Here is a 26883-nt window from a genome sequence, read left to right on the forward strand (position 1 = left end):
CGATATTCCTGACTGAGGCCTGGCCCTGTACCGCTGCAAGGGCCTGTCCACTGCTCCGGCCACTCTCGTCCACAAGAGCCAACAGCGAGGTGTCCGTCCCCGTGGCGAGTTGGAAGCGTCCACCTGTTTGATCGATTGCCAGCAGATAGGGCGGCAACACGATCCCGATGTCGAGCCCGCCAACTTCCCGTTCTCTTATTTCAGCGAAGATTACCAATCCAAGAGAGCCGCTGCCTGCTTCACCCTCCTATCGGAATACAACGCCGACCATGTATTAGTACCACCAAATTTATAAATTAGATAAGTCTAATCTATCGTACGATGAGGCCCAAAATAGAACCCTATCCCGAGGCAATCTATTGCCTCGAACAGGAGAGTAACAGTCCTGTTACGACGAAACGTATTGCCGAGGCGATCGGCGTGCAACCACCGATAGTGTCGAGGATGCCCGACACACTCGAACCGTACGAATTGATCGACCGCGAGAAGTACACTGGAACACGGCTCACCGAGGGCGGTGAGCCGGTCACACTCGACGACGGAACCAAACAGTCGCTGCCTGACAGTATCACTGACGCCATTCGCGTCCATCCGGCCGGTACGAAGACGGACGAACGTCGGGGTGTAGCCTGATGGCTAATGACCGGCAGGACTCCGCCGGAGAGAACGCGGCTGCTGACCGGGAATCTGGCCAGTCTCCGGGCGGAAAACGTGACGACGCCGCAGAACTGACAGAGACGTTAACCGGCCGACTCGTTTCGGCTGTCAAGGAAGACGCGGCCGTCAGTCGTCGAGCAGTACTGGGCGGTCTTGGACTCGCCGGTGCCAGTGCGATTGGTTTCTCGGGATCCGTCAGTGCAGACGGTGAGCACGAATCGATCCCGTCCCCTCACGGCGCATCAGGGACCGTTGGAGAATACCAGTCGGCGGACTTCGACCCGCACTCGTTCCTCCGAGAGTTCAACACGGGAACAGTCAAAGAGGAGAACGGGCAACGCGTCCGCGAGTTCGAATTCTCGGCCTCGTTACGGAACATCGAAATCGCACCGGGAGTCACGTTCCCCGCCTGGACGTACAACGGCCAGGTGCCCGGGCCGACGATCCGTGCGGTCGAGGGCGAGATCATCCGAGTCAAATTCACCAATGGCCAGGAACACCCCCATACCATTCACCCGCATCTCAAGAACGTGAACCCGCGGATGGACGGCATCCCGCAAAACGGCCCCGGCGTCATCGAACAGACCGAGGAGTTCGTTTACGAGTGGCAGGCCAAACCGGCCGGCTGTCACTTCTATCATTGCCATTCGATGCCGCTGAAAGAACACATCCATCGCGGGCTGTACGGCGCGATGATCGTCGATCCGGACCCCGAACGGGTGCGGAACAATCCACGGGATTACGTCAACTACCACGGCCCGATGACGGACGAACTCCGTGCAGAACTAGTCGAGGAGGCGAAACTCCGGAATCACGAACACCGGGCCGACGAGGTCGACGAGATGGTGATGGTGATGAACGGCTTTGACACAAATTTCGACGGCGACAACGAGGTGTACGCGGCAAATACGCGGGCGTTCGCGTACGGCGTCGCCGACACCGATGCCACCGAAGGAGAATGGACTGGCGGTGAGACGATCAAGCCGATCCAGATACAGCGCGACCAGCGCCAGCGGGTGTATCTGGTCAACGCCATCGAGTTCGACCTGATCAACTCCTTTCACACTCACTCGCAGTTCTTCGACTACTACGACCACGGTACCACGCTCAAGCCGACGCATAAGAAAATCGACACGATCATGCAGTGTCAGGCACAGCGCGGCATCATCGAACTGGATTACTCGGACCACCAGCCGGGGCTGTACATGTTTCACGCACACCAGTCAGAGTTCGCTGAACTCGGCTGGATGAGCTTCTTCGAGGTGAAATCATGAGTGACCGCGAGCGAACCGACGGCGGAACAGTGGACGCGAAATCCGAGATGCCGTTCGGGGTACCGACATGGGTCGGCGCAGTTGCGCCGCTCGTATTGCTCGCCATCGTCGTCGCCGGCTTCTTGCTCGCAACCCCGTTTGCTGGCTTGGAAACCGGCGAGGCACCGCCGGACGTGTCCATCACGCACACGTCGCTCCCGAACGACGAAACCATCGTCCTCCACGTGACGAACAACGGGCCGAACCAGGTGACGCTCAGTCAGGTACAGGTAAACGACGCGTACTGGGGTTTCACGCTGTACGCCGGTGGTGGGGAGACGGATACACTCGGATCGATGGAGAGCGGGCGGATCGTCGTCCCGTATCACTGGACGTCCGGGTGGGACATCCACACCAAGATTGTCCTGGACAACGGCGCGACGTTCGGCCACACGATTCCTGCACCTGCCGTCAACCCAGGCCTCACGGGTGACCTCATCGGGCTACTGGCTGTCATCGGGCTCTTTGTCGGAGTCATCCCGGTTGTCCTCGGGATGCTCTGGTTCCCCGTCATGCAGCGGATGAGCGTGCGCGCGCTTCACGGCACGCTCATGTTCGCAATCGGCGTGCTAGCGTTCCTGGCGTTCGACGCAGGCTTCGAGGCGTTCGAACTTGCCGAGCAGATACCAGGTGCTTACGAGGGGTCACTGCTCGTGGTCCTCGGTATCCTGAGTGCGCTATTGCTCATCCAGGCCGTTTCGAAGTGGAACGCTGACAGGGTCTCGCCACTCGGTCTGGCCTACCTTGTCGCCCTCTCGATCGGGCTGCACAACCTCGCTGAGGGACTTGCCATCGGGAGTTCCATCGCCCTTGGAAAGGTGTCGCTGGGCGCGTTCCTGGTCATCGGTTTCATGATCCACAACGTCACCGAGGGGCCGGCCGTGGTCGCCCCGGTCGCCGACGGGAAACGCCCATCGCTCGCCCACTTTGCCGCACTGGGCCTCATCGCTGGTGCCCCAGTCATCTTCGGTGGGTGGATCGGAAGCGTCGCCTTTTCACCGACTCTCGGAGCGCTCTTCCTGGCGATCGGCGTCGGCGCGATCCTCCAAGTAAACTGGGAGATCGGCACGATGATTCGTGACCAAGGGTCCCTCGGGACGGCAACGAACGTCCTCGCGTTCCTTCTGGGACTGGTCATTATGTACGCGACGGATCTGCTGGTCGCTCTCTGAATTAGGACCGCGTCAGCGACTTCCCCGTTACGGCAATGTCCGCAGGCCGCCGAGGAGGTCTTCGAGATCCACGTCGGTGATCGCAAGCGAGAAGTCGTCGATGCGAGCGAGATCCTGTGCGTGCTCCCAGACAGCGTCCTCGTCAAGCCCGTGGAGGATGACGGCGTTTGGCGTCGGTGACACGACCCGGAGCGCGACGAGCGGGGACTCGCCGCGGGTCACGTTCGTGAACACAAGCGCGCGGTTCGTCGACTGACCGTATAGCTGGTAGAACTCGTCCGAGGAGAGGCGCGTGATGGCGGCAATGGAGTTGATGACGGTGTGACCGGCGACGGTGTCTTGACTGCCCCGGAACAGTTCTTCGGCGTCGATGGCGTCGTAGACGCGCTCGACGCCAACATTCGCGGAGTATTCGCGGAGGTCGTGGACCACGTCGCTGTCGAACCCCGCCGAGAGCACGCGGGCGTGCTGGCGGATGTGGTCACCGCCGCGGTTCTCGTCGATGTCGAGCAGTGCGACGACGAGCCGCCGGACCACGCCGATACCGGGATTGTCGCGCCGCCCGCTCTCGTAGTCCGAGACCACGGACGGGGAGACGTCGAGTTCGTCGGCGAGTTCGGTCTGTGCAACGCCGAAGTCAGTGCGCCACTTCCGCAGGGTCGCCCCTGGGTCGTCGCTCAGTGCCACCTCACCCGCCATTTTTTCCGCGAGGTCATCGCGTGCGCCCCCTGCCATTAGTTCACACGCTGGAGGGTCGCGAATAAAAGGGTATCGGAACCACGGGCGCTTACCGGCGGGCAGTCAGTTCGATGGCAGCAAGGACACCGTTCGACGGGGTGTGAACGACACGTACCTCGATGGTATCGCCCGGTTCGACGGTACCACCGCCGGCGTTCAACTGAAAGGTGATGGCCCGACCCGCCGACCACTGTTGACCCCCGTTGGCGATGACACCGCCGACACAGTAATCGTAGACGACGTTGTCGGGGTCGTCGGTATTGCTTGCTGACAGCGCCGTCCCGGAAACCGGCAGGTCGACGATGCGGGCGTCGGTGTCCGGTAGTGTGACAGCGACTTCCAGTTCGTCCGCTGGGACCGAGTCGCCGCCATCGTGTCGAATCGCTACTGTGTTTCCGCCGCATCCCCCTGATGGGCCAGTCACGAAGTTTCCGGTTGAGCGGGCGACGGTGGGTGTCGGTTGGTTCAGGTCGCTGCTCGCAGTGAACACAAATCCGCCGACTGTCGCCGCCAGGAGAACGGTAACCGAGAGCATGAGGACCACGCCGATGACGGGACTGACGCCGCGAGGGTCACAATGGAGATCTCGTCCGGCCACTGGTGAGACACGCTGTCCGTTGCTTCCGATAAAAACCTCAGCAGTAGACCGGTACTGCTCCGCAATCACTAAACGCCGGTCGCGCCAATCACAATCAAATGGATTGGACGGAGAAGTACCGCCCGACGACGCTGTCGGAGGTGCGGGGCAACGACAAGGCCCGCGACGCACTCAAAGAGTGGGCGGACACGTGGGACGACCACCGCGAGGCGGTCATCCTCTATGGCTCCCCGGGTATCGGGAAGACTTCGGCCGCCCACGCGCTGGCAAACGACATGGGGTGGCCGACCATCGAACTCAACGCCAGCGACTCCCGGACCAAGGACGTTATCAATCGGGTGGCTGGCGAGGCCGCCAAGTCCGGCACACTGACCGCTGGCGGTGGCGGCCGCCGGCTCGTCATCATGGACGAGGCGGACAACATCCACGGCAACGCCGACCGCGGGGGTGCACGGGCGATAACGGCCCTCGTGAAGGAGGCCAGCCAGCCGATGATCCTCATCGCCAACGAGTACTACGAGATGTCAAACGGCCTGCGGAACAACTGCCAAGACATTGAGTTCCGGGATGTCTCGCCCCGCTCTATCGTCCCCGTCCTGCGTGACCTCTGTCGTCAGGAGGATGTCGAGTACGAGTCCGACGCGCTGCAGGAACTCGCCGAGCAGAACAGCGGCGACCTGCGGGGCGCGGTCAAGGACCTCCAGGCCATCGCCGAGACGACGGAGCGCCTGACCGCCGACGACGTGGTGACCGGCGAGCGCGATACGACCGAGGGCATCTTCGAGTACCTCGATGTGGTGCTCAAGGAGGCCGACGCGCAGGAAGCGCTAGAGGCCAGTTACGACGTGGACGAGACGCCAGACGACCTCATCAACTGGATCGAGGACAATATGCCCAAGGACTACGAGGGGGGCGAACTGGTCCGCGCATACGAGTTCCTCTCGAACGCCGACCAGTGGCTCGGCCGCGTCCGCGAGACACAGAACTACTCCTTCTGGCGGTACGCCGGCGACAACATGACCGCCGGCGTCGCCGCGGCACGTGACGGAACGAAGGGCGGCTGGACCCGCTACGGCCCGCCGAGCTACTGGTCGAAACTCGGCCGGTCGAAGGGAACCCGAAACACGCGGGACTACGTCGCCCAGCAGATCGCCGCTATCGACGGCGTATCAATGCGAACCGCCCGCCGGGAGATCATGCCGTTCCTCGCGACGATGACGCACCACTGCCGGAACCGCGAACTAACGGTGGCAATGGCTGCGACCTACGATATGGAGGCCGAACACGTCTCTTTCGTCACCGGGTCGGGCAAGGACACGAACAAGGTGCAGGACATCGTCGCCGACGCAGAGGCGCTCAAGGAGGAAGCCGCCGTCGAACACTCCGGCGGGGTTTTCGAGGGTGCGAGTGCTGACGGCGGTGACGGAGAAAGCGATACAGGTGGCGATGCTCCAGATACCGATGCTGGCGAGGGGAGCGGTGACCAGCAGGTGACCCTTGCGGCGGACGATGGCGCTGAACCCGACGCCACCAGTGACGGCACCGCTACCGATGACGAGACGGAAACAGCGAGCGACGCAGCCGAAGACGACGACCAGCAGTCCGGCCTTTCTGACTTTATGTAGTCATCGGCTGGTCGTGCCGAGACCGGGAATCGCGACCCGGTCCTCGACGTATTCCATCACCAGTGACGCCGAGATAACAAGCGCCAGATACAGCAGGCCGGCGAGGACGAACAGCTCCGTGTACCGGTAGGTTTCGCTGGCGATAGCGTCGGTCCGCTCGAACAGTTCGCGGACGGTGATGAAACTCGCAAGCGACGAGTACTTGATTAGGTACACCAGTTCGTTCGACCAGCCCGGAATGGCGTAGCGAAGGCCCTGGGGCAGGACGACGTGGCGTATCCCCTCGACTTTCGAGAGCCCGATGGCACGCGCGGCGGTGAGTTGCCCCTCCGGGACGGAGTTCAGCGCCGAGCGGATGTACTCCGACTGGTAGGCGGCGCTGTTGAGCATGAACGCGATAACGGCCACCCAGAACGCCTGCGCGGGGATGAATCCGGCCCCGACCGCGGGCAGTTCACGGATGATCGTCGTCAGCGGCGTCGCGAAGTAGAGGACGAACAGCTGGGCGAGCAGCGGCGTCCCGCGGAACAGTTCGGTGTATCCCAGCGCGAGCAAACGAGTGGCACTCCCGCCGTACACCCGGGCGACGCTGAGCGGGACGGCGATGAGGAACCCCAGCGCGATGCCAAGTACCGTCAGCAGTATCGTGGCCCACACGCCGGTCGCCAGTTGCGGCAAGTAGGGAATCGACGCCGCCAGAAACTCGAAGAAGCCGGCGAGCCAGCGGACGGGGAACCCGACCGGACCGAGACTCGCGGCGAGAGCGCCGAGCGTCGACGCGGCTGCCTCAAACGGCCCGACCGGGAAGAACGACGTGTTGCGCTCGATGAGCGCGCCGTCCAGCAGGAAGTCGTTCGTCCATCGGACGACGAGCCACGTCCAGAAGACCCCGACGGTAAGTAGCGTCAGTGGCTGGTCTGTCAGCCCGGCGGCGCGGGCACGGAGCGTTCGCCCGGAAGTCGTGGACTCCGGCGTCCCCATCGGTCACTCCTCCTCGTGGGCCGTTTCGAGACGGCTGAGAAACTCACCGGTCCGGGCCGCCTGTGGGTTCTGGAACAGCTGTTCCGGCGGGCCGTGTTCGACAATTTGCCCATCGTCAAGGAAGATGATGTCCGACGCTGCAGACCGCGCGAACCCCATCTCGTGGCTGACGACGAGCATCGTGATGCCTTCGGCGGCGAGGTCGCGCATCACCTCAACGACTTCGCCGACGAGTTCGGGGTCAAGCGCGCTGGTCGGCTCGTCGAACAGGAGCAGCTTCGGGTCCATCGCAAGCGCGCGGGCGATGCCGACGCGCTGTTTCTGTCCGCCGGAGAGTTCGGCGGGATAGGAGTCTGCCTGATCCAGCAGCCCGACCTGCTCCAGATGTTCGTAGCCCTGCTCTTGAGCTGTCGCTTTATCCATGCCGCGGACTTTCCGCAAACCGAGGGTGACGTTCCCGAGCGCCGTGAGATGGGCAAAGAGGTTGAAATCCTGAAACACCATCCCGACCTGTTTTCGCAGTTCGTTCACGTCAGTGTCGGCGTCAGTGATGCAGTCGCCGTCGAGGTAGATGTCGCCGCCATTGATCTCGGTGAGGCGGTTCACACAACGGAGCATCGTCGATTTGCCGCTTCCGCTGGGGCCGATAACGACGTCGACATCGCCGGCGTCCATCTCGAAGCTGACACCGGAGAGCACCTGTTCCTCGCCGTAGGACTTGTACACATCGTCAAGTTCCAGTAACGGGTCGCTCACGCCCGCTCACCTCCGGGGATGCTAAAGTGGTCGTCGACGTAATCGAGCGAGCGGTTCGTCACGAACGTGAGAACGAAGTAAATGAGGCTCACAGTCAGGAAAATCTCAAGTGCAGCGGTACTCTGACCGCCCTGATAGAGGTTCTGGCCGACGGTCAGCAGTTCGCCGAGGCCGATGACGATGGCGATACTCGTGTCTTTGAGGACGATCGTGAACTCGTTCTGGAAGCCGGGCACGCTCCGGCGCAACGCCTGCGGGACGACGACGCTACGGATGGCCTGGAGACGACCCATGCCGATGGCGCGCGCGGCTTCCAGTTGCCCCTCGTCGACGCTTTGGAGCGCGCCGCGGAAGATCTGTGATTGGTATGCGGCACTCCGGAGGCCGAGCGCGATGGTCGCCGTCACGAAGGCGCTGCTTGACACCGATAGGCCGAAAAACAGCAGGATCATGATGACGAGCAACGGCGTCCCGCGGAGAACGACGCCGGCTGTCTCAACGGCGCGTTTGAGCGGGCCGCGGCCGTACACCTCAATGGCTCCCGCCGGAAACCCAAGCAGAAAGCCAAGCAGAATGCTCGTCGCTGTCAGGCCGACGGTGAAAACCGTACCGTCGAATAGCAGGTCGAGGTTCCCGGCAACGAACGCCCAGTCACTCTGCAACGGGAGGGGTTGCATCAGTTACTGCTGGCCGAACCACTTGTTCGTCAGGTCCTGGTAGGTGCTGCCATCCCTGACGGTGGACAGGCCATCGTTGAGTGCCTGCGTGAACTCGTCGTCGCCATCGCGGACGCCAAAGCCGAAGTTCTCGCCCGTCTCGTACGTGAAGGCGATGTTAACCGGGCGCTGGGCGGCGAAAGTCTGGGCGACCGGTTCGTCGATGACCACGGCGTCGATGTTGCCGTTCTGGAGGTCTTCGACTGCCAGCACGTAGTTGCCGTAGGAGTTGTAGTTCGACTCGCCGAGGTTCCCCGGTTCGATGAGCTCCGACTGGATCGTACTCTCACCGGTTGTCCCCTTCTGTGCGCCGATAGCACGTCCGGAGAGATCCGACAGTGACGCCGGTGAGAAGTCACCGTCTTCACGGACGACAATCGCCTGATTCGAACTGTAGTACGGATCGGTGAAGTCGATGGTTTCGTCGCGCTCGTCGTTTATCGTCATCCCCGCGGCGACCACGTCGATGTTCTCGTTGGTCAGCGCCGGAATCAGGGACTTGAACTCGAACTCCTCCCAGCCGGCCAGGGTGTAGTCGGTCTCGTCGACGACCGCTTCAAGCAGATCGATGTCGAACCCGACGAGTTCGCCGTCCTGCTTCATCTCGAACGGGGGGAACCCCGGTGCAGTTCCAGCAGTGATTTCGGTACTGCCGTCGCCACCGTTACCGCCACCGCCGCCGAAACAGCCGGCAAGTGAGACGGTTACTGCGGTTCCACCGACCGTGGAGAGATACTGGCGTCGTGAAAGGCCGTCGTCTGACATAGTCCTCACCACACGACAGACCGGAATATATCTTACGTGTTACCCACGGAGGTGGGACTCGTATTCAATCGTCAGCGCGTGCTGTGTGCTGGGTATCGGCCGATTGTACCGACGGCGACTCCGCCGTATCGGTGTAGGCCCACGCCGTCGCCGCGACCATCGCGCCGAAGATGAGCTGTGCAGCTCCGTGGTGGAGCACCTGCGCCGTGGCACCGAAGTTGAAGATGGTGTTCGCTCCGAGGAGGACTTGCACTGGGAGCACGACCGTTGCGACGGCAGTCGCGAGCTTGATCCGCCGGCTGTACTCGCCACGCCACGCGGCAATTGTCGATCCGAGAATGCCGAAGCCAGTAACCATTGCGACTAGACGGTGGAACCACTCGACGAAGCTCGCCCAATTTGCGGGGAACAGCCCCATCCAGCCGTCACAGAACGGCCAGCGTGCCTCACAGGTCAGCCCGGCACCAATAGCACCGGTGTACACGCCGAGCAGGATGAGTGCGAACGTCAGCACCGTCGTCGTCGCCACCAGTCGGCGGAAACGGGTGGTCATACCTAGCACTTCGGTTGCACGTACTTATGCTCTCTTTTCCCGCTCTGCCGACAAGTACAATTATCTTTGCTGATACTCCCGGAGTCATCTTTATCTACAGGTGTGTTGGAATGGAACATAGCTACCTTATGCTCGAACAGATCCGCACCTATCTCTACGGCCAGCGGTCCCGTTCTCCGGACGCTGCGGCCAGACGGGCGGATGGCGGACTCGTCACGAGCGACGGGCGAACTCGCTTTCTGGCCGACGCCATTGACCCGGACTCGCCACGCCTCAACGACTGCTTCGACGACCCCGAGAAGGCCGCTACCGGGACACAGCACGTCGAGCGACAGTTCGAAGTTGAACCTGACGAACTCCGAGCGCTGATCGGCGACTACGAAAGCGCCGGAATCAGCCAGCGCGAGTTCATCGCAACCCAAGGCTTCGTCACCGAATCGCTCGTCGAAGGTGCGTTCGAGCAGCTTCGGGATGAACTCGGCCCGGATGCCCAGGCCGCCATCGACACTGTCGAGGCGGAGCTTCACGAAGGACTGGAAACGACACGATCCGTCTCCCAGGCCGGCATCGATTCGTTCAGCGGCTCTGCAGCTAAAAGCGGCGCTAACGAAGGGTTCGACTACCACGACGTACTGCAGCATATCGGGACGCCGCTCTTTGTTCTGGATACGAACGGCGATATCCTCAGCTGGAACAGTTCGATAGAAAACCTCACCGGCGTCTCTGAGGCCGAAGCAAAGGAGATGGAGATGGCGAGCATGGCGTTCTATCCGGACGGCCGGCGCGGGAAGACCCTCGCCGACAAGGTGCTCGACGCCCCGGAGACGACCCACACGGAGTACGACGTGCCGAAGGTCGAGGACGAGGATTTCACGCTGTACCGCGATACGAGCGTGATGGCCGACCAGCACGGGAACGAACGCCACATCTCGTTCAGCGCTGCCCCGATTTACGACGGCGACGGCGAACTCATCGCGGTCGTCGAGATGGTCCAGGACCGAACTGACGAGGCCAACCGCCACGAGGCTGTGACGAGCCTGGTCGATGAGGTCAAATCGACCATGGCTGCACTCAAGAGCGGTCGCCTCGACGCTCGGGCGTCATTCGACCGAGCCGACGGCGGCGAATACGTCGACGACCAGCTGTACGAGGTCGTCGGTTCGCTCAACGACATGGCCGAACAGGTCGAGCAGTTGGCGGACCAAGTGGACGCACAGGCACAGCAACTTGCGACCACTATCGAGCAGGCGAATTCGTCCGCAGCGGCTGTCGAGAGCCGGGTTACCGAACAGACCGACTCCCTCACCCAGGCGGCCGACAATATTCAGGACATCGGGGCTGGGATGGAGGAGGTTGCCGCAACGTCTAGCGAAGTAGCGTCAGCAGCACAGCGCGCGAAGGCGGCTGCGGAAGACGGATCAAATGCCGGTGAAGCAGTCATGGACGTTACCGATGGCCTCACCGAGACGAGCGAAGACCTCGTGGACACCGTCACAGACCTCGACGACCAGATGGACGAAGTGAGCGAGATCGTCGAGATAATCGCCGACGTGGCGGAGCAGACGAATATGCTCGCGCTGAACGCCAACATCGAGGCGGCCAGGGCCGGCGAAAGCGGGAGCGGGTTCGCTGTCGTGGCCGACGAGGTGAAGACGCTCGCAAACGAGACGAGCGAGTACGCCTCCGAGATCTCGACAAGCATCACGACGATTCAGGATCAGGCGACCGAAACGGCCGACATGGTCGAAACCTCCCACGAGCAGGTCGAGCGTGCGGAGTCCGAGATCGCAGACGCGCTGGATGCGCTGGACGAGATTTCCGACGCCGTCGAGGAGGCGACGAGAGGTATCCAAGAGGTCGCCGACGCCAACGACGACCAGGCGAGCGCTATCGAGAACGTGACTTCGATGGTCGAAGACGCACAGAACCACGCTCAAGAGGCCGAGGCGGCGACGAAGGAGATCGTCGAGGCGACCGACCAGCAGGAAGACGCGGTCACCGAACTGACCGACCGAGTCGGCGAACTCACTAGCAAGAACTGAGCTTCGAAGGTAATCCAGCACGACGATGTCCCGGCGATGGGTATTTTCCAATTGATGGGATACGAGCGGGACAAAAACCGCTGCAACAAGCCGACATTCGACAACCGTCGTTATACCGCTCGTCCATTGACGGTAAACTTGTCTTTTTTACAGTTGGGTTCGACATCCGGGTATGGGACTTGACGAGGACGCACTGGAGTACCACCGGAGCAAGCCGCCGGGGAAGATAGAGATCGCGACGACGAAGCCGACGAACACACAGCGGGACCTCTCGCTAGCCTACTCGCCCGGCGTGGCCGCGCCGTGTGAGGAGATCGATAAAGATCCCGAGAAAGCCTTCGAGTACACCGCGAAAGGGAACCTCGTGGGCGTCGTCTCCGACGGGTCCGCCGTGCTCGGCCTCGGCGACATCGGTCCGGAAGCCGGGAAGCCGGTCATGGAGGGGAAGGGCGTGCTGTTCAAGCGTTTTGCCGACATCGACGTGTTCGACGTGGAGCTGGACACGGACAACGCCGACGCCATGATACAGACGGTAGAGGCGATGGAGCCGACCTTCGGCGGCATCAATCTCGAAGATATCGCCGCCCCAGAGTGTTTCGAGGTTGAGCGCCGGCTCAGCGAGAAACTCGACATCCCGGTGTTCCACGATGACCAACACGGGACCGCGATCATCTCCGGCGCGGCGCTCGTCAACGCGGCCGACATCGCCGACAAGGAACTGGAGGACCTGGAGGTCGTCTTCTCCGGGGCCGGAGCGTCCGCGATTGCGTCCGCGAAGTTCTACGTCTCGCTGGGCGTCTCGAAGGACAACATCACGATGTGTGACTCCTCAGGCATCATTACCGAGGAACGGGCGACCCACGAGGAACTCAACCGGTTCAAACAGGAGTTCGCACGCGACATCCCGGAGGGTGACCTCGCCGACGCGATGGAGGGGGCGGACGTGTTCGTCGGGCTCTCTGTCGGTGGCATCGTTGATCAGGAGATGGTGCAGTCGATGGCCAGCGACCCCATCATCTTCGCGATGGCGAACCCGGATCCGGAGATCGACTACGAGTCGGCCAAGGCCGCCCGCGACGACACGGTCATTATGGCGACCGGCCGTTCAGACTATCCGAATCAGGTCAACAACGTCCTCGGGTTCCCGTTCATCTTCCGCGGTGCACTTGACGTGCGAGCGACCGAAATCAACGAGGAGATGAAGGTTGCCGCGGCCCGCGCACTGGCCGATCTCGCAAGGCAGGACGTGCCCGACGAGGTCGTCAAGGCCTACGGCGACCAACCGCTACAGTTCGGCCCTGACTACATCATTCCGAAACCACTGGACCCGCGGGTCCTGTTCGAGGTGACTCCCGCGGTCGCCGAGGCCGCCATCGAGAGCGGCGCGGCACGGACGGAAATCGATACGGAGGCCTACGTCGAGGAGCTCGAAGCGCGGCTGGGCAAGTCCCGCGAGATGATGCGCGTCGTGCTCAACAAAGCCAAGAGCGACCCCCAGCGGGTCGTACTCGCCGAGGGCCACGACGAGAAGATGATCCGCGCGGCCTACCAACTGGTCGAACAGGGTATTGCCGAGCCGATACTCATCGGCGACGCCGACCGCATCGAGTCCACGCGCCGGAAGTTCGGCCTAGAGTTCGACCCTGTCGTCGTCGACCCCGAGACAGCCGACGTGGCCGACTACGCCGACCGACTGTACGAACTCCGCCAGCGGAAAGGCATCACGCGCCGCGAGGCTGACGAACTCATTCGGGACGGCAACTACCTCGGCAGTGTGATGGTCGAGATGGGCGACGCCGACGCGATGCTGACCGGCCTGACTCACCACTACCCCTCCGCCCTGCGCCCGCCGCTGCAGGTCATCGGCACGGCCGACGACGCCGACTACGCGGCCGGGGTGTACATGCTGACGTTCAAGAACCGCGTCATCTTCTGTGCGGACACCACAGTTAATCAGGACCCCGATACGGACGTGCTGGAGGAGGTCACCCGCCACACCGGGGAACTGGCGCGTCGGTTCAACGTCGAACCGCGAGCGGCGATGCTGTCGTACTCGAACTTCGGCAGCGTCGACAACCCCGGGACCAAGAAGATCCGTCGGGCGGTTTCGCGCCTGCAGGACGACGACCGCGTGGACTTCCCGGTCGACGGCGAGATGCAGGCCGACACCGCCGTCGTCGAGGATATCCTGCAAGACACCTACGAGTTCTCCGAACTCGACGACCCTGCGAACGTCCTCGTGTTCCCCAACCTCGAAGCCGGGAACATCGGCTACAAGCTCCTCCAGCGGCTGGGCGGCGCTGAGGCCATCGGCCCGATGCTCGTCGGCATGGACAAACCGGTCCACGTCCTCCAGCGCGGCGACGAGGTCAAGGACATCGTGAACCTTGCCGGCGTCGCTGTCGTCGACGCACAGCAGGAGTAGCGACGCGAGCAGAGCGAGCGCTTTTTCGCCCACGTTTTTTGAGGAGTGGTGTGCGAGCGACGCGAGCAGACCCGACGCTGAAAAAGGTGGTCGCGACATCGTGAACCTCGCTGGCGTCGCCGTCGTCGACGCACAGCAGGAGTAATCGATACAACCGGCTTTTGCCAGCGGTTACTGTGGAAGGTACTGAGTTCGGTTCGTTCTGAAGCCGATTCAGAAAAGATCAGCGTTCAGGCCCGTCGCCGGAACGCGATGTCACGTATCGCCTCGCCGTCGACCGCGAGTCGGGGGATGGATGAAGAGTGCATCGAGGACCGCCACAGCACCGACGAGTGCGCCGCCGGCGATTGCCACCTGCAGCGAGAGGTCCAGAACGACCGCGGCGGCGAGCGTGAGGACGAACACCGCGGGGATGACGGCGAGGACGAGGTCGTGCCGCGTCGGCGACTGACGCGGCAACAGTTGCTCGACGTACTGTCCGCTGAAACCGTCCGATCCGTTAGTTCTGGTACTCAACGTAACTCACCTCCCACGGTATACTATCCCACTTCTAATACATAAGATTTGGTCTGTGTGACGTTCCCCGAACGTACGTAGTAACAGGTGCAACTATTTTCATAACTTATGAAGATTATTACCTGTGAAAGGGGACTGGCGGAGAGCCTCGGAGCCCCCAGCTACAAGTATTTCTATCCGTAGTCGATCTTCCTTTCAGAACTGCAGTCGTATGTGATATTTCAAGCACGACAGCCGTGTGCTGAGCGAGGTGGTACTACGGCGACGCGCGACTGTCGGCGGCGATGTGAAAGAAGACGATGTCGCCGGTCGGCAGTTACCGGGCGGGTCCCGTCAGTCCGATGCGCCGCCACGCTCCGCGCGTGACGGCGGCGGGACGCGTTCGTTTACGGTCGGCGCGTCAGGGAGGACACACCGGTCCGGCTCGCCGTTGACGTGTGCGTACTGGTCGGGGGCGTTCGCCAGCGGATGGGCGGGGTTTCGGTCGCCGGAGATCCGCGCGGCACGGACCTCGCCGAACCCGTTGATACGTGCCTGAATCCCGCGCCAGTGCAGTCCTGTCGCCGGTGGGACCGACACGGAGTGTGGCGGGTCGTAGGCGGAGCCGTGGGAGGCTAGCACCTCGGCGTTCACGTTCTCGGCGAGCTGGTCGTGGTCGATGAGTAAGCCGACGCGGGCGTTGGGCGGGGCCCGTCTCGCAAGCACGTCGAGTCCCAGATGGAGCGCCCGATACTCCGCGACGTTGTTGTCGGGACAGGTGTCCGGGACAGATAGCCTGACAACGCGCTCACCGTCGAGAGTTTCGACGACGACACCCAGCCCGCCCGTCGGGCTGTCCGACTCGCTGTCGGACGATGTCGTGCCGTTGTGGGGTCTGAACGACCCGTCTGTGGCGATGTAGAAGTCTCGATGGTGACTCCGCGGCGGATGCGCGATGTGCGGCGTCGGTGATTCATCGAACAGGTCTCGAAGTGACGGCCGGCCGTAAGCGGCCATAGTTTCCGTTGGGTGAGCAAGGTATAAATATATTCCCTCGACAGGGGCGTCACCTCGGTACAGCGGTTTGGGGTCCACCGGACGGTCCAGTTACTGTGTCAGACCTGTGTCCGCGCGGAATATGTTAGATGGTGAGAAAGAGTTATATCGACGTAGAACAATGTTACCAATACACATGACTCCAACAAAAATCCGGGAACGACTCGAAGAGTCAGAGGACCGGGTCGACACGGAGCTGTTCGTCAGCGCGTTAGAGTACGTCCGAGACGACGGTCGCAGCCGTCGCTAATCGGCTTTTTATTGACTAGCGGAGGACGCGCGACTAGCGATAGTGGACGGCGAGACTAGCGGATGTGAGCGACGCCTGTCGGGCTACCGCGACTGGCCTGCTCAGTCGTCGGTGAGTTGCCAGCCGTCGCCGACCGATTTGACGACGCCCCGCCGTTCCATCTCGGCCGTGACCTCGCCCAGTCGGTTCGGCTGTGCGATTTCCAAGTTCGTGCGGCTAACGCCGTGGAACTCCCGCAGCAGACGGCGGATGTCGTCTTCGGTGTGGGTCTGCTGGTCGCTCTTTTCCATCACGCCTGCGGTGAGTTCGACCATGTCTTCCACGAAGTTCCAGGGGTAGACGACCCAAGTCCACTCGTCGAGTCGCTCGCCGACGAACTCCGGTTCGTGGTCGCTGGTCTGGAGCAACTGGAGCGTCGCCGTCCGAACGCTGCTCGGGTTTCGGTCGCGGACGCACTCAGCGGCCGTCTCGATAGACTGGCCAGTGTCGGCGATGTCATCGACAACCAGCACGTCCTTCCCTTCGACCGCGCCGTCAGCAAGCGGATATTTCACCTGTGCTTCCTCGCCTTTCGCCGCAGTCCCGACGTAGTGTTCGACTTTCAGGCTCGCCAGGTCGTCCAGCCCGAGAAAGTCACAGAGACAGCGCCCGCCGAACCAGCCGCCGCGTGCCAGCGCAACGACCACGTCGGGCTCGAACTCGGCGGCTTTCACGTCGTCGGCCACGTCCCGGCAGAGGCCGTAGATGTACTCCCAGTCGGTGATGGTACACGAAAACTCGTCCGGTAGCTCGCCCATACGAGATGGCGTGTGTGGCCGGACTTAACCGTTGCATATTCCGCATCAGTTGCCGAGCATGGTCGAACCGCTACGCGTCCGGGTCGCCTTTCCGGAACTCACGGAGGAGGACCGTCGCATAGCTCCCCTTCGGTAGCGAGAACGTGAACGTCAGGTCAGCACCGTCGCGCTCGACACCGAGGTCCGTCCGGAGCAGGATAGCCCGCCGCGTCCCGTTGCTGTCGAACGCCCCGGGGAGGTCGAAGTCACCCTGTTCGAGGCCCACGTCGTCGAGTACGTCGCGGGCGATGTCGCCCGGTTCGCCGCTCCCGAGTTCGGTGTCGGTTCCGACAAGCGGCGCAGTGACGAACGCTCGCCCGCGCTCGCAGTGGCGTTCGACGGTCGACAGTCGCTTGCCAGTGACCTGCTGGGTGCGGTCGGCGTCCGGAATCGGGAAGTCCTCGGGTGCGTCGCTGTCCCGGAAACAGACCACGTCGCCCTCGACGGGTCGATCGAAGGGGAGTCCCCGTTCCAGCCGCTCCGAGAGGATGCGGTTGAACACGTACGACTGGGCGGCGTTGACGAACAGCGACTGGAGGTTCGACGGAAGCGCCTCCAGCGCCTCGCGGAAATCTTCCGGCTCGCTGGCTCCGTTCTCGACCAGCCGGTGACAGATGGAGCGTTCGTAGCCCAGCGCACCGGGGAGCTTGTCCAGCGCGCCGGCCCAGTCGTGGGTTTCGTCGACGTATCCCCGCGCCTCCTGCGTCGACTCCGGTTCGCGCTCGTTCGGGTTTCCGACGTAGGCGAGAACTGCGTCTTTCCACTCGCCACGGGCAATGGCCAGCCCGACCTCGTGGGTGACCGGCCGGCGCGACCCGAACCGCTGCTGGCCGAAGTAGTTGGGGACGCCGACGGTCGTGTCGCCGTCGGGTAGTTGTGAGTCGCTAGTCCGACTCTCGTTCGGCGTCGGGTCGCCATCGCTCGCGAACGCCTGAAGATCCGCTACCACGCTGGCGGCGTTATCTGTGTTCTCGGTGTCCCGGACGACTATCTCGAAGGCGTTGCCCGCTAGGTCGCCGAAGAGGATCGGGCGGCCAGCGCGACCGATGACCTCGATGTCCGTACCGCCGATCTCCGGCAGGTCCTCTGCCGCGACTCCCTTCACCGAGAACAGCTGGGTCGTGACCGCTCGCTTGTCTTTCGTCCCCGCCCACGACACCCGCTCGCGAGAGATACCTAATCGGTCGGAGAGTTTGCTGGCGAAGTCGTTGGTCTCCCAGTTACGCAGTTCAGCCCGGAAGACGAGATGTGGGTACGCCCCGGTGTCGGCGTCGATCGGTTCAGTGTCGAACGCTTCCAGTTCCTGAACGCGGAAGTCTGCGGGCGACGAGCGGAGGCGGCCGCCCACCCCGTCGGCGTCGCTGACGTAGTACTCCATACCGACCGCGCGCTCGATTGGGTGGGCCGCTTGCATTGGTCGACTGTTCGCGGCTCGGCGCTTATGATTGGCGCTTGCGGACTCGGCGTGGGTCCGTCTCTCAGTCGATACCTAGTGTTATCACGGGACATACTCTATCTAGCCTCAGGTCGTGGCTATGCGGGCGACCGGAGAGCACCACGATGCCAAAGCTAGCATGTGAGAGCTGCGGACGAGAGATTACCTTCGACAGGGACGGCCAGGAGTCCCGCGCACCGATGCGGTACTGCCCGCGCTGTGGCGAGGAGTTCCCGCCACGCGAGGAGTGGTAGCTAACACAGCGTTTATTCGTACGCCTCAAACTCCCGGCCGAAGATGATGAAGTAGGCCACACCGACGAGGCCGATGACCGTAGCGACGCCGAAGGCCAGTTCCGGACCGGCCTGTATGACGACATCGCCCACGGCCACCACCCACTCACTGCCGTAGAGCCACCCGCCGAGCGCGGCACTGGGGATGACCAGCGTGTTCCGAAGGAGGTAGTACGTCCCGGTGACGCGGCCGCCAGTATCCTGTTCTGCCGGGCCGACGATGAGCGCCTTGTGAGCGGGCAGGCCGGCAAAACGCAGGCCCGAGAACGCGAACAACAGCACCAGCACCCACTGGTCATCCGGTGCGAAGATGAGCAGGAGCGGGAAGACGGCGTAGACGAGAAAGCCCAGCGCGACGGCGGGCTTGAGGCCGGCCCATTCGGTGAGTTTTGCGACGGGAGCCATCAAGAGAATGGCGACGATCATCTCGACGCCGAGCAGGACACCGAAGAAGGCGTCGGGCCGCAGTTGCACACCGAAGCCGGTGAACCCCACAGAGAGGAACTCGGTGACGACGATGACGAAGAAGACGTACACCATGCCGTTAGCGAAGCGGACGAACGTATCGGCAATCAGGAGCGGGCGAAGCGTCGCCGGCATCGTCCGCAGGTCGGCAAGTATCTGGTCGATGCCCTCGAAGGACTTTCCGAGCGTATCCTCGCTGGCGTCGTAGAGGAAGTGCTGAGCGACAGTGGCGACGAGGCCACAGGCCAGCGCGACCAACAGCACGCGCTGGAAGCCGTCAACGAAGGTCGCAGTCGTCGCGAGCAGCGCCGCAGCGGCCAGCGGCCCAAGAAGGAAGCCGATGCGGCGGAACACCTCCGTGCTGGCAAACCCCATCGCCAGTCGCTGTGGCGGGACGCTCTGCTTGACGATGGCGAAGGTTGCACCCAGCCCGAAGGACTTCCATGCCTGTGCGAGAAAGAGGCCGACGAAGACGAGCGTCCAGGCCGGTAGCGTCGTCGCGCCGAGCGTGATATCGCCGATGACCGAGGCGAGATACCAGACCCCGAAGCCGAGCGTCGCCAGCGTCGCGAAGGCGGTCAGCGCCAGCCGCGAGCCGATGCGGTCCGACACCGCGCCGCCGGGATAGGGATACACCGCGCTGATGAGATTCCCAACGCTGCCGTACAGACCGATAACGCCGGCACTGGCCCCCAGAATCCGCATGTATTCGGGAATATACCGGCTGGTCATCTGGAACGCGAGGCTAAACGCCAGCATGGACAGCGACAGGACGAGCACGTCCCGCTCCAGCGCGAAGAACTGTCGGAAGGTGTCGAGCAGGTCCACATCCTCGTCGGTCCCTGTCTCAGTTGCCATTATCGGAGTGCAGTTTCCCCACCAACTTAACGCTCGAAGAAGGGGCAATCGGCCGTATTGTCTCGCCGGAGTCCATGTTCAGTACGGCAGGACGAACAGCACGACAGCCAGGAACGGCGTGAGCGCGAGCAACATCGCGATGGCGTAGCCGAACATCTCACGGGCTTTGATGCGGGTGATGGCGAGCAGTGGCAGCGCCCAGAAGGGGTTCAGGAGGTTCGTATGGGCATCGCCGACGGCGTAGGCCATCGTCGCCTGCCCGACTGGGACGCCGAGGTTCTGGGCGGCTTCGAGAATCGGCGGCCCGAGAATAATCCACTCGCCGCCGCCGGACGGCGCGAAGATGTTGACCGTCGCGCCGGTGAGCCAGGCGATGACCGGGAACGTCTGGGGCGTCGAGACCGAGATGAGCGCGTTGGCCATCAACTGCGCCAGCCCGGATGTGGCCATCATCCCCTGAATGCCGGCGAAGAACGGAAAGAGCAGCACGATGCCCGACGCGGCGGTCGCCGCCTCGCCGAACTTCTCTCGGTAGGTCTGTGGGTCCATGTAGATGAAGATGCCAATCGTCAGGAAGCCGAAGTTGACGATGTTCAGCCCGAGCGCATCGATACCGGACTGGACGAACTGCGAGGCGACGAGTGCGATGCCGGTCAAGCCGATAATCCCGCCGAGAACGCGACTGTGGTTGAGACGCTCGGCTGGGACCGGATTGGTGGCGGCAGTCGCTTCCACGCCGCCGTCGCTCGCGGACTCGAACAGGTCGTCTTCGGGGATGTAATGCGTGATACCGCGCGCCTGGTCGCCGGTCGGCGTGATGACGTAGAGGACGCCGAGCGCGTAGGCTATCGACAGGCCGGTCAGAATGAGGCCGTATGGGTGGAAGATGGTCTCCGAGGCGGAGACGACAACGTCGATGACGCCCTGCTGGATGAACTCGTTGCCCTCCGTCGCAAGCAAGAGCGGCGCGGACCCGGACAGCCCCCAGTGCCAGGTGAGGCCGAGGCCGAGATAGCCCGCGACACAGAGGACCGGATAGTGGACGTCGATGCCGTTCTCGTGGGCGGTCTTGCCCATCTCACGGGCGAAGATCGCGCCGAGGATGAGACTCAGTCCCCAGTGTACCCAGCCAAGCAGCATCGTCAGCAGGCCGACGAGGACGACCGCCTGCTTTCCGGTGTTGGGGATCTCTGTCAGCCGCCGAATGCCGGCGTTGACACGCGGGTGGTACGCGACAACGAAGCCCGTCATCAGGATGAGCACCATCTGCATTGAGAACGTCAAGAAGGCCCAGAACCCGTCGTACCAGAACTGGACCATCTCGATTGGGCCGGAGCCAGTGAGACCGACGCCGGCCAGAAATACGACGTAGCTGAGAATGAGCGCGAACAGGAACGGGCTCGGCATCCACCGTTCCACCCACGCAGAGAGTCGATAGCCAATACGTTCGAGCGCTGTCTCGCCTGTGTTACTAGCCGACATACTGTTGCCACCTCCTCGCGAATATATCATAAATGTTTGCTACTATTCTGTCAGTTCTCCGCTAATCACCGCTGTGCAGCCACAGTCCTGTGGCGCGATTTCGACGACCGGACCGATCCTGACAGATGATTTTATTTCGGGCCCGAGGCAAGCCAGCGTATGACATACAAAGTCGTCGTCTCTGACACTAAAGTGATGGACGGGGAGACACGGGCGGCGGTGCTGGACGCGGTTGACGCGACCGTCGAAACGATAGCGGCGAAAGAGCCGGCGGCCGTCGCACGCGCAGTGAAAGACGCTGACGCGGTAATCGTCGACGCCGGCACGCAGGTCACGGCCGAAGTCATCGACGCCGCCGACTCGCTCAAAGTGGTGGGCCGGGCCGGCATCGGCGTGGACAACATCGACGTGCAGGCAGCGGTCGAGGCCGGCGTGACGGTCGTCAACGTCCCGGAGTACTCTGTGGAGGAGGTGTCGACCCACACGTTCGCGCTCGTACTCGCTTGCCTGCGGAAGATACCCACGTTCGACCGCTCGGTCAAGCGCGGCGAGTGGGAGTGGGCTGTCGGACAGCCGATCCGTCGCCTCGCCGGCAGCACCGTCGGCCTCGTCGCCTTCGGCAAGCTCGCCAGCCGGTTCGCCGCGAAGCTCCGGGGGTTCGACGTTGATGTCATCGCATACGACCCGTACGCGCCCGAGTACCGGATGGGAGACCTCGACGTTGAGTCGGTCACCTTCGAGACGCTGTTGAGCGATTCCGATATCGTCTCGCTGCACGCCCCCCTGACCGACGAGACTCGGGGAATGATCGACGCGGACGCGCTTGACCGGATGCGCGACGACGCGCTGCTCGTGAACACGGCCAGGGGCGGGCTTGTCGACGAGACAGCGCTGTACGACGCACTCGTCAGCAGTGATCTCGGCGGGGCCGGACTGGACGTTCGCGAGGCGGAACCGCCCGGCGACTCGCCGCTGCACGACCTCGACAGCGTCGTCTGTACCCCCCACGTCGCGTGGTACTCCGAGGAGTCCCGGGTCGAACTGACACAAACCGTGACCGAAGACGTCATCCGGGTCCTCCGGGGCGAGGAGCCCGAGAACCCTATTGACCCCGAGACCAGCTGGTTCTGATGGGCTCGGCGAACGAGACAGCTCAGGTGTCAGCAGCGTCAAGAAGTTCGATTGCGAGGTCAGCAGCTTCGACCGCCGACTCACCGAAAACGTAGGTTATCGGCTCGATGCCGAACGCGCCGCCGTGGTAGATGACACGGGGGACATCGCCGCGTTCGCGGAAAGTGGCTTCGAGCCGTTCGTCCCGATTCTCGTAGCCGGCGTCGAACTCCAGCGGCTCGATACCCCGTCTCCGGGCGGCATCGAGGAACGCTTCATCGGTCGTCAGATTGAGCGCCGCTCGACAAGAGGGGTCGACCGCCATCGCGGCCAGTATCGTCCCCGCGACGTGTTCCGACGCGCCGAACTCGGGGTTCGATGGGACGTTGACCCGCCCTCGCAGGTCGTGAATCCGGCCGGGAACTGCCGCCACGTCGAGCGCGTCTGCAGCGTCCGGCAGCGCCATGCCGACGTTCATCCCCACGTTCGGGATGGCGTCGACGATGATATCGCTGTTCGCCAGCAGTCGCGTGGCTCGCCGGACCGACGACAGCACGGCTCGCTCCGCCTGTACTGCGGTGTCTGTCCCTCGAACGCAGAGGTCACAGCCCATCCCTTGGAGGGCCGGCATCTCCTCCTCGTGGACCGCACAGATGGGACCGCGGTCCTCGAACTCCCGCACCAGAGCGAGCAGTTCGCCCAGCACCGCGAACTCGTCCATCTCGCCTGCGGCCAGCCCATCGGCGATGCGCTCGATGGTCTGTTGCATCCGGGCGTCCTCCCGGAACCGCTCCTCGATGGTGACCGAACCGCTGCCGTATTTGCTCACTGCGGCCTGTGTCACGCCAAGCTGGTCGGCGATCTCCTGCTGGGTCCAGCCCTCCTCGTCGAGCCTCGTGGCGAGCATCGCCCGAGCCGTCGGGAGAAATCGCTCGACCACGATCTCACTCGGTAACTGCAGTGTCATTACCGGAAGTGAGTGCGTAGTTCGTTTAGCAGTTGGGACTACGAACGCTGTCGGTCGACTACGCCACTGTGGGTGCAAGCAGCCAGAAAGCTCCGAGACACCCAAACCCCGCAGTTGCTGTGCGCATCGTTCTCTCCAGCGAGTACAACTTGGTTGTATTAGCAGGATATAATACGTCGGAGTTTGTTGTATCGGCTACCAATGGCATTCAGCGACCACCTGCTCGACATCGGTGAGGACATCTGGGACGCACAGAAGGACCACCCGTTCGTTCGCGAACTGGCCGACGGGACGCTCGACGAGGCGGCATTCAAACACTGGGTGAAACAGGACTACCGATACCTGCAGGACTACGCACGGTTGTTCGCGCTCGCTGGGGCGACGGCCGGCGACGAGTCGACGATGACGCACCTGCTCGGGGTCGCCCACCAGGTGCTCGACACCGAGATGGACCTGCATCGGGAGTTCGCATCGGACTACGGCATTTCGCGGCGCGAGCTGGAGTCGACCGAGAAGGCTCCGACGTGTCTGTCGTACACGAACTTCCTCGTTCGAACGGCCTACGAGGGGCACGAGGCGGAGATTGCCGCCGCACTGTACCCCTGTATGCAGGGCTACCTCGACGTGGCCGAACACATGGCTGACCTGGCCGACGGCGAACACCGGTACATGCCGTTCATCGAGATGTACACCAGCGACGACTTCCGGGAGGCGACGGGGTGGTGTCGGGCGTACGTCGACCGCTGTGGCGAGCGCTATCCCGGCCAACACGACGCCATGGAAGACGCGTTCCGCACGAGCGCGAAACTCGAACACCGGTTCTGGGAGATGGCCTACACGCAGGAGGGGTGGGAGCTATGACAGGAGAGACGTACGCGGCGTACGCCGAACACACAGACGAGCCCCGGTTTACTGACTGGCTCCGGGAACAGAGTCAGCCGGACTGGGACGCCGCCGTCGAACACCGATTCGTCGAGGAACTCGGGGCCGGCACACTCGACGAAGACGCGTTCGCCGAGTATCTGGTACAGGACTACGCGTTCGTCGACGAACTCGTTGGTACGTTCGGCCACGCGGTCGGACAGGCCCCGGACATGGCCGCCAAGCGGCAGCTTGTGGAGTTCCTCGATACCGTGACCGACGAGGAAGACGACTACTTCGAGCGCTCCTTTGCCACACTCGGCGTCGAAGATTCACGCTGGCAAGACCCCGAGCCAACGGATGCAACGGCGGCGTTCATCGACCTACTGGGTCGCGCTGCCCGAGAAGGCGGATACGCAGAGACGCTGGCCGTCCTCGTTCCGGCAGAGTGGATATACGAGTCGTGGGCGACGGCGGCTGCCACGGCCCACGGTGACCCGGACAGCGATGGGCTTCCCAGCGCGGGGATGGGACTGCCGTTCTACTTCGCCGAGTGGGTCGACCTCCACGCCGTCGACTCCTTCGTCGCGTTCGTCGACTGGCTCCGGGGCGAACTTGACGCCATCGGACCGACACTTTCGCCCCGCCGGGAAGCCCGCGTCGCGTCGCTGTTCGACCGCACGGTCACGCTCGAACGACAGTTCTTCGAGACGGCCTACGAAAATCGCCAAGCAACAGTCGACAGCGAGGTGAGTCCGTAGATGGCTTCTTCGGCTGTGGTCCTCGGCCTGACCGCGGCGACCGTCCTTGTGTTCACAGGCGTCGGCCTCTTCGCCGCACGTGGCCGCATCGACTCGGTGGAGACGTATATCTCTGCCCGCGACTCGGCCGGCAGCGGGACCCTCGCCGCGACAGTCATCGCGTCGATGATGGGCGTCTGGATTCTACTGAGTCCGGCAGAGGCCGGGGCCGCGTTCGGCGGACTCCCCGCCGTGCTGGGCTACGCCATCGGCAGCGCGATTCCCCTCGTCCTCTTTATCCCGGTCGGCGCTCGCATCCGCGAGGTGATGCCCGCCGGCCACTCGCTGACGGAGTTCGCCTACGCCCGGTTTGGCTCTGGGATGTACCTGCTCGTCCTGCTAGTCTCAGTGTTTTACATGTTCATCTTCCTCGCCGCGGAAATGACCGGCATCGCTGGTGCGCTCGCGCTCGTCGCAGATGTGCCGCTCTGGCAGACTTCGCTACTCATCGGTGGGTTCGTCCTTGTCTACACCACCTACGGCGGCCTGCTTGCCAGCATCGTCACCGACACCGTCCAGACGCTGGTCATCCTCCCGCTTCTGGCCGTCGGCTTCGCCGGTGCGCTCCTCTCACTTGGTGGCACGAGCGAGTTCCACGCGACGGTGGTGTCGGCGGACCCGACACTGCTCGACCCGACGTTCGGTCCTGGTCTGCAGTTCGGGCTGTACGTGGCCTTCGCGCTTCTGGGCGCGAATATGCTGAACCAGGGCGTCTGGCAGCGGGTGTACGCCGCCGACGGGGAGGGCGCCTTGCGGCGTGGGATGGGAATCGCCGCCCTCGTGGTCGTCCCGATGCTCCTGCTGTCGGGGCTGTTCGGCATCGCCGCCACGGGGTTGGGACTCACTGAGTCCGGCTCCGCCAGCATCGCCTTCTTCCTCGTGGTAGCGGAGGCGTTCCCGACGTGGGTGACTCTGGCAGTCGTCGTCCTCGCCGTCCTGCTGGTGATGAGTTCGGCCGACACGATGTTCAACGCCATCGCCAGCGTCGTCACCGCCGACCTCGCTCGATTGCTTGACGACCCCGACCAGCGGACCCTGTGGTTGGGTGGGCGCGGGCTGACGGTCGCTGTCGCGCTCGCCGCGATGTTCATCGGCGCGCAGGGGTACAGCGTCCTCCAGTTGTTCCTGACTGCCGACCTGCTGGCCGCCGGCGTCTTCGTTCCCTTCCTCGCCGGTCTCTACACCGAGCGGCTCACCGGTCCGGGCGCGGTAGTCTCGGGCATCGCGGGGCTACTCGTCGGGTTCACCTACTTCCCGTCGCTCCGTGGCCTCGTCAGCGCCATACCAGGCGTCGGGAGTATGCTGCCAGCGCCGTCGTTCCTCATTGCCTTCGCCGGTGCAACGCTCGTCTCGGCCGCTCTCACCGTCGCGGCGACAGTTCTGGGCGGGGCCGACGCCGACCTCGACGCACTCGGCCGGGAGGTCCGTGCGCTCGACGATCCGGTGGCTGACGGGGGGTCCGAGCAATGACGCCGTCAGCCATCGTCCCTCTCGCCGCACTCGGGTCAACAGCGTTCGCGGCGCTGGCCTGGGGGTCGATTCTGCTCGTGCTCGGGGTCTTTCTCGCCGTCGGCTGGCTGGTCCTGACCGAGTAGCCCGACGGCCGGAAGAGCCTGGACAGAAAGTGGTTCGCG

At 63.3% G+C, this 26883-nt stretch carries 26 protein-coding genes; 12 read left to right on the plus strand and 14 right to left on the minus strand.

Features of this window, described 5'->3' with window-relative positions; genetic code table 11:
• Positions 1-321 precede the first annotated feature (321 nt).
• Genes ACYJ11_RS02250 through ACYJ11_RS02260 form a run of 3 tightly spaced genes read left to right on the plus strand, consistent with a single transcriptional unit; the run spans position 322 to position 3142 of the window.
• A complete protein-coding gene (locus ACYJ11_RS02250) occupies positions 322-633 on the plus strand; it encodes a helix-turn-helix domain-containing protein (RefSeq protein WP_461646562.1) in 312 nt (103 codons plus the stop codon).
• Positions 633-1931: a multicopper oxidase domain-containing protein gene (locus ACYJ11_RS02255; RefSeq protein ID WP_461646563.1), complete on the plus strand. Its 1299-nt coding sequence runs from the start codon at positions 633-635 to the stop codon at positions 1929-1931. The genes ACYJ11_RS02250 and ACYJ11_RS02255 overlap by 1 nt, the downstream gene beginning before the upstream one ends.
• Entirely contained in the window at positions 1928-3142 is a 1215-nt protein-coding gene (locus ACYJ11_RS02260) for a ZIP family metal transporter (RefSeq protein ID WP_461646564.1), read from the plus strand. Before ACYJ11_RS02255 ends, ACYJ11_RS02260 begins: the two co-directional genes overlap by 4 nt.
• 27 nt (positions 3143-3169) lie before the next feature.
• On the opposite strand, the gene ACYJ11_RS02265 is transcribed toward ACYJ11_RS02260, so the two are convergent.
• Together ACYJ11_RS02265 and ACYJ11_RS02270 are read right to left on the minus strand one after the other, a co-directional pair.
• A complete protein-coding gene (locus tag ACYJ11_RS02265; protein ID WP_188974487.1) occupies positions 3170-3877 on the minus strand; it encodes a helix-turn-helix domain-containing protein in 708 nt (235 codons plus the stop codon).
• 52 nt (positions 3878-3929) lie between these two features.
• On the minus strand, positions 3930-4478 hold the full coding sequence (locus tag ACYJ11_RS02270) for a type IV pilin (RefSeq protein WP_461646565.1): 549 nt from the start codon (positions 4476-4478) through the stop codon (positions 3930-3932).
• Between the two features lie 98 nt (positions 4479-4576).
• Between ACYJ11_RS02270 and ACYJ11_RS02275 the strand changes: the two genes are divergently transcribed.
• Positions 4577-6103 (plus strand): replication factor C large subunit, encoded by a 1527-nt coding sequence (locus tag ACYJ11_RS02275; RefSeq protein WP_461646566.1) that lies wholly within the window; start codon positions 4577-4579, stop codon positions 6101-6103.
• Here ACYJ11_RS02275 and ACYJ11_RS02280 read toward each other — a convergent pair whose 3' ends face one another.
• From ACYJ11_RS02280 to ACYJ11_RS02300, 5 genes are all read right to left on the minus strand, one after another.
• Positions 6104-7084 carry an amino acid ABC transporter permease gene (locus ACYJ11_RS02280; RefSeq protein WP_461646567.1) on the minus strand — a complete coding sequence of 327 codons (981 nt, stop codon included), beginning with the start codon at positions 7082-7084 and terminating at the stop codon, positions 6104-6106.
• Positions 7085-7087: 3 nt separating this feature from the next.
• Complete coding sequence (locus ACYJ11_RS02285) at positions 7088-7840, minus strand: amino acid ABC transporter ATP-binding protein (RefSeq protein ID WP_188974491.1); 753 nt, start codon at positions 7838-7840, stop codon at positions 7088-7090.
• Positions 7837-8517: an amino acid ABC transporter permease gene (locus ACYJ11_RS02290; RefSeq protein ID WP_188974492.1), complete on the minus strand. Its 681-nt coding sequence runs from the start codon at positions 8515-8517 to the stop codon at positions 7837-7839. Before ACYJ11_RS02290 ends, ACYJ11_RS02285 begins: the two co-directional genes overlap by 4 nt.
• Before the next feature lie 3 nt (positions 8518-8520).
• Entirely contained in the window at positions 8521-9321 is an 801-nt protein-coding gene (locus ACYJ11_RS02295) for a basic amino acid ABC transporter substrate-binding protein (protein WP_461646568.1), read from the minus strand.
• 64 nt (positions 9322-9385) lie between these two features.
• Entirely contained in the window at positions 9386-9874 is a 489-nt protein-coding gene (locus ACYJ11_RS02300) for a COX15/CtaA family protein (RefSeq protein ID WP_170097273.1), read from the minus strand.
• Between the two features lie 128 nt (positions 9875-10002).
• On the opposite strand from ACYJ11_RS02300, the gene ACYJ11_RS02305 reads away from it, so the two are divergent.
• Complete coding sequence (locus tag ACYJ11_RS02305; RefSeq protein ID WP_461647361.1) at positions 10003-11916, plus strand: methyl-accepting chemotaxis protein; 1914 nt, start codon at positions 10003-10005, stop codon at positions 11914-11916.
• A gap of 172 nt (positions 11917-12088) precedes the next feature.
• Positions 12089-14341: an NADP-dependent malic enzyme gene (locus ACYJ11_RS02310; RefSeq protein ID WP_170097272.1), complete on the plus strand. Its 2253-nt coding sequence runs from the start codon at positions 12089-12091 to the stop codon at positions 14339-14341.
• A 255-nt stretch (positions 14342-14596) separates the two neighbouring features.
• Here the strand turns inward: ACYJ11_RS02310 and ACYJ11_RS02315 are convergent, their stop codons facing one another.
• From ACYJ11_RS02315 to truD, 4 genes are all read right to left on the minus strand, one after another.
• Positions 14597-14857 (minus strand): hypothetical protein, encoded by a 261-nt coding sequence (locus tag ACYJ11_RS02315; protein ID WP_188974494.1) that lies wholly within the window; start codon positions 14855-14857, stop codon positions 14597-14599.
• Between the two features lie 333 nt (positions 14858-15190).
• Positions 15191-15853 carry a ribonuclease H family protein gene (locus ACYJ11_RS02320; protein WP_461646569.1) on the minus strand — a complete coding sequence of 221 codons (663 nt, stop codon included), beginning with the start codon at positions 15851-15853 and terminating at the stop codon, positions 15191-15193.
• A 390-nt stretch (positions 15854-16243) separates the two neighbouring features.
• The gene (locus tag ACYJ11_RS02325) at positions 16244-16939 is read right to left on the minus strand and encodes a phosphoribosyltransferase (RefSeq protein WP_461646570.1); all 696 of its coding nucleotides are present in this window, start codon (positions 16937-16939) and stop codon (positions 16244-16246) included.
• 70 nt (positions 16940-17009) lie between these two features.
• Positions 17010-18392: a tRNA pseudouridine(13) synthase TruD gene (gene truD, locus ACYJ11_RS02330; RefSeq protein WP_461646571.1), complete on the minus strand. Its 1383-nt coding sequence runs from the start codon at positions 18390-18392 to the stop codon at positions 17010-17012.
• Positions 18393-18538: 146 nt separating this feature from the next.
• On the opposite strand from truD, the gene ACYJ11_RS02335 reads away from it, so the two are divergent.
• On the plus strand, positions 18539-18667 hold the full coding sequence (locus tag ACYJ11_RS02335; RefSeq protein WP_255410195.1) for a hypothetical protein: 129 nt from the start codon (positions 18539-18541) through the stop codon (positions 18665-18667).
• A gap of 12 nt (positions 18668-18679) precedes the next feature.
• Here the strand turns inward: ACYJ11_RS02335 and ACYJ11_RS02340 are convergent, their stop codons facing one another.
• Together ACYJ11_RS02340 and ACYJ11_RS02345 are read right to left on the minus strand one after the other, a co-directional pair.
• A complete protein-coding gene (locus ACYJ11_RS02340) occupies positions 18680-20029 on the minus strand; it encodes an MFS transporter (protein ID WP_461646572.1) in 1350 nt (449 codons plus the stop codon).
• 78 nt (positions 20030-20107) lie between these two features.
• A complete protein-coding gene (locus ACYJ11_RS02345) occupies positions 20108-21511 on the minus strand; it encodes a short-chain fatty acid transporter (RefSeq protein ID WP_461646573.1) in 1404 nt (467 codons plus the stop codon).
• Positions 21512-21670: 159 nt separating this feature from the next.
• Here ACYJ11_RS02345 and ACYJ11_RS02350 point away from each other — a divergent pair, with 159 nt between their 5' ends.
• The gene (locus ACYJ11_RS02350; protein WP_461646574.1) at positions 21671-22642 is read left to right on the plus strand and encodes a C-terminal binding protein; all 972 of its coding nucleotides are present in this window, start codon (positions 21671-21673) and stop codon (positions 22640-22642) included.
• A 22-nt stretch (positions 22643-22664) separates the two neighbouring features.
• On the opposite strand, the gene ACYJ11_RS02355 is transcribed toward ACYJ11_RS02350, so the two are convergent.
• Positions 22665-23588 carry a thiamine-phosphate synthase family protein gene (locus ACYJ11_RS02355; RefSeq protein WP_461646575.1) on the minus strand — a complete coding sequence of 308 codons (924 nt, stop codon included), beginning with the start codon at positions 23586-23588 and terminating at the stop codon, positions 22665-22667.
• Positions 23589-23789: 201 nt separating this feature from the next.
• Between ACYJ11_RS02355 and tenA the strand changes: the two genes are divergently transcribed.
• Genes tenA through ACYJ11_RS02375 form a run of 4 tightly spaced genes read left to right on the plus strand, consistent with a single transcriptional unit; the run spans position 23790 to position 26844 of the window.
• Positions 23790-24449, plus strand: a complete 660-nt coding sequence (gene tenA, locus ACYJ11_RS02360; protein ID WP_461646576.1) for a thiaminase II — start codon at positions 23790-23792, stop codon at positions 24447-24449.
• On the plus strand, positions 24446-25210 hold the full coding sequence (locus ACYJ11_RS02365; RefSeq protein WP_461646577.1) for a TenA family protein: 765 nt from the start codon (positions 24446-24448) through the stop codon (positions 25208-25210). Before tenA ends, ACYJ11_RS02365 begins: the two co-directional genes overlap by 4 nt.
• A complete protein-coding gene (locus ACYJ11_RS02370; RefSeq protein ID WP_461646578.1) occupies positions 25211-26719 on the plus strand; it encodes a sodium:solute symporter family transporter in 1509 nt (502 codons plus the stop codon). It abuts the gene before it with no gap.
• Complete coding sequence (locus ACYJ11_RS02375; protein ID WP_277347977.1) at positions 26716-26844, plus strand: hypothetical protein; 129 nt, start codon at positions 26716-26718, stop codon at positions 26842-26844. Before ACYJ11_RS02370 ends, ACYJ11_RS02375 begins: the two co-directional genes overlap by 4 nt.
• Positions 26845-26883: the final 39 nt, after the last annotated feature.

The sequence above is a fragment of the Haloarcula sp. H-GB5 genome, from assembly GCF_054850705.1.